The sequence below is a fragment of the Microbacterium sp. CPCC 204701 genome (genome assembly GCF_004010105.1).
GTDB lineage: Bacteria > Actinomycetota > Actinomycetes > Actinomycetales > Microbacteriaceae > Microbacterium.
The window spans coordinates 1-2,950 of record NZ_RRYE01000358.1 but is presented as its reverse complement, the minus strand read 5'-3'; the positions used below and the strand labels follow the sequence as shown (position 1 = coordinate 2,950).

Sequence of the window (2,950 nt, the reverse complement as noted above, 5' to 3'; positions counted from 1 at the left end):
ACACCGCGGCGCTGCGCGACCAGCGCGCCGCCGAGCTCGCCGCGCTGCCCGTCGGCCAGCGGCTCGAGCGCCGCATCATCGACGGCGAGGGCAAGGGGCTCGAGGCCGACCTCGACCTCGCTCGCGCGGGCGGCCTCGCGCCCCTGCAGATCATCAACGACCACCTGCTCGAGGGCATGAAGGTCGTCGGCGAGCGGTTCGGCGCCGGCGAGATGCAGCTGCCGTTCGTGCTGCAGTCGGCCGAGGTCATGAAGACGGCGGTCGCTCTCCTCGAGCCCCACATGGAGAAGTCGGATGCCTCGGGCAAGGGCCGCATCGTGCTGGCGACGGTCCGCGGCGACGTGCACGACATCGGCAAGAACCTCGTCGACATCATTCTCACCAACAACGGCTACGACGTCGTCAACCTCGGCATCAAGCAGCCGATCGCCGACATCATCGCCGCGGCCGAGGAGCACGACGCCGACGTCATCGGCATGTCGGGACTCCTGGTGAAGTCCACGGTCGTGATGAAGGAGAATCTCGAAGAGCTGCAGTCCCGCGGCCTCGCGAAGAAGTGGCCCGTGATCCTCGGCGGCGCAGCGCTCACCCGCGCGTACGTCGAGGACGACCTCGCCTCGCTCTTCGACGGCGAGGTGCGCTACGCACGCGACGCGTTCGAGGGGCTCGCGCTCATGGAGCCGCTCGTCAAGGTCGCGCGCGGCGCCGATCCGGCGTCGGTCGGGCTGCCGGCGCTGAAGAAGCGGCGCCACGCCGCAGGCTCGACGCTCACGCTCACCGAGCCCGAAGCGATGCCGGCGCGTTCGGACGTGGCATCCGACAATCCCGTGCCCGCTCCGCCGTTCTGGGGCACGCGCATCGTGCGCGGCATCGCGCTGCACGACTACGCCGCGTTCCTCGACGAGCGGGCGACGTTCATGGGGCAGTGGGGGCTCAAGCCCGGGCGCGGAGCGGACGGCGCGTCGTACGAGGAGCTCGTCGAGACCGAGGGCCGCCCACGGCTGCGGTACTGGCTCGACCGCATCCTCGCCGAGGGCATGCTCGACGCGTCGGTCGCCTATGGATACTTCCCCGTGGTGTCGGAGGGCGACGACGTCGTGGTGCTGCACCACGGCGACGACCCCACCGGCGTGCTCGGCCTGCCCGGCCTGCTCGCACCGGACGGCGGATCGGGCGCTTCGACGGGCCCCGCGGCCGCGATCGGCGCGGAGCGGCTGCGCTTCCACTTCCCGCGTCAGCGGCGCGACCGGCATCTGTGCCTCGCCGATTTCGTGCGCTCGCGCGAGTCGGGGATCGTCGATGTGCTGCCGGTGCAGCTCGTCACCGCCGGCGCGCACATAGACTCGGTGACCGCGAAGCTCTTCGCCGAAGACCGGTACCGCGACTATTACGAGCTCAACGGGCTCGTGATGCAGCTCACCGAGGCGCTCGCCGAGTTCTGGCACGCACGGGTGAGGGCGGAGCTCGGCTTCGCCGACCAGGACCCGGCCGACACCGCGGGCCTGTTCAAGCTCGAGTACCGTGGAGCGCGGTTCTCACTCGGCTACCCCGCCTGCCCCGACATGGAGGACCGCCGCAAGGTCGTCGAGCTCCTCCGCCCCGAGCGCATGGGCGTCGAGCTCAGCGCGGAGCTGCAGCTGCACCCCGAGCAGTCCACCGACGCCTTCGTCTTCCACCACCCCGAGGCGAAGTACTTCTCGGTCTGACGCAGGTGCCCGCCCGTCACGAGATCAGTGATCTCACCGGGGTAGGACATCAGCCGCGGGATCGACCTGTGCCGGTGACATCACCTGATTCGGTGACGGATGCCGCGGGCCGAGGCATCCGTCATTCGGTGTCGACCTGCACCGTGACGTTCGGCGGCGTCCCGGCCACCCACGCTTCGGGCGATGATGTGAAGAACGCCCAGAAGCTGAGGGCGGCGACCGCGAGCGGGAGCAGCCACATCGCCGTCGCGGCCCGCGACAGGATTCGCGCGATCACGGCGGTGTCGGTCGCCCTCGTGGCGCGTCCGACGGAGACGACGAACACCACCGCCATCGCGAGCCACACGAGCGGCGACGGGTTCAGTACCGCGGTGTAGCAGATCGCGTCCGCGGCGGCGTCAGGGGCGAGGCATCGGCCCGCGCTCCCCCGTGCGAACAGGCCGTAGAGCCGCCCAGAGAAGTCCCCGCTTCGCGAGCGAGTGGATCTCGGGCAGGTAGTGGCCGATGAGGGGCGTGGTTGCTGCGGTCGTCGTCATGTTGCCTCTCGGTGTACCGGCCCGATCGTCACTGTAGGGCCCTGACGAGCTGCGGCGCCGGCGAGGTGCGATCGAGCGAGCGGCTTCGCGCGGCGCAGGGCAGCCAGCACGGCGCGCCCGACGACGAGGATGCCGATGACCGAGGTGACGGCGCGGAGGGTGTCCCACGTGAGGGTCGAGGTCACCAGCGAGTACACCAGGAAGCTCGAGAGGTTCGAGCCGAGCGGGGCGCCGGGGACGTACGAGATCTCCGTGCCGTAGCCCACCGCGAAGGGCCAGAACCACAGGTTCATGAGGAGTCCGAACGCGTACGACGCGGCGACGCCATAGACGCACAGCATCGCGATCTCGACGGCCGGTGCGACGCGTCGCGGGAGCAGGCCAGCGACGGCACCCACCCAGGCGCACGCGAACATCTGGAACGGCGTCCATGGGCCGAAGGTGCCGGTGACCACCGTCGACAGAGCGATCGTCGCCATGCCGAGCAGCAGCCCGAACCGCGCTCCGAACGCACGCCCCGAGAGGATCAGCAGGATGAAGACCGCCTCCACGCCGCCGACGCCCGTGCTCGCGATGCGCACCGCCGCGCCGATGGCGGCGAGCGTGCCGAGGAGCGCGAGCATGTGGGCGCTCCGCACGGTGTCGTCGAGGGTCGCGGCGACCACGAGTGCCGCGAGCGGCGCGAGCGCGAGCGCCGCCACCGGGACG

General features: G+C 70.8%; 2 protein-coding genes and 1 pseudogene. 1 reads left to right on the top strand and 2 read right to left on the bottom strand.

Going from position 1 to position 2,950, the window contains the following annotated elements:
* On the top strand, positions 1-1,706 hold a 1,706-nt coding region (locus EIO58_RS15315; protein ID WP_205789321.1), incomplete at its 5' end, for a vitamin B12 dependent-methionine synthase activation domain-containing protein.
* 121 nt (positions 1,707-1,827) lie between these two features.
* On the opposite strand, the gene EIO58_RS15310 is transcribed toward EIO58_RS15315, so the two are convergent.
* Together EIO58_RS15310 and EIO58_RS15305 are read right to left on the bottom strand one after the other, a co-directional pair.
* The gene (locus tag EIO58_RS15310) at positions 1,828-2,040 is read right to left on the bottom strand and encodes a hypothetical protein (RefSeq protein WP_127820237.1); all 213 of its coding nucleotides are present in this window, start codon (positions 2,038-2,040) and stop codon (positions 1,828-1,830) included.
* 198 nt (positions 2,041-2,238) lie between these two features.
* A pseudogene (locus tag EIO58_RS15305) lies at positions 2,239-2,950 on the bottom strand (ECF transporter S component); the annotation flags it as partial.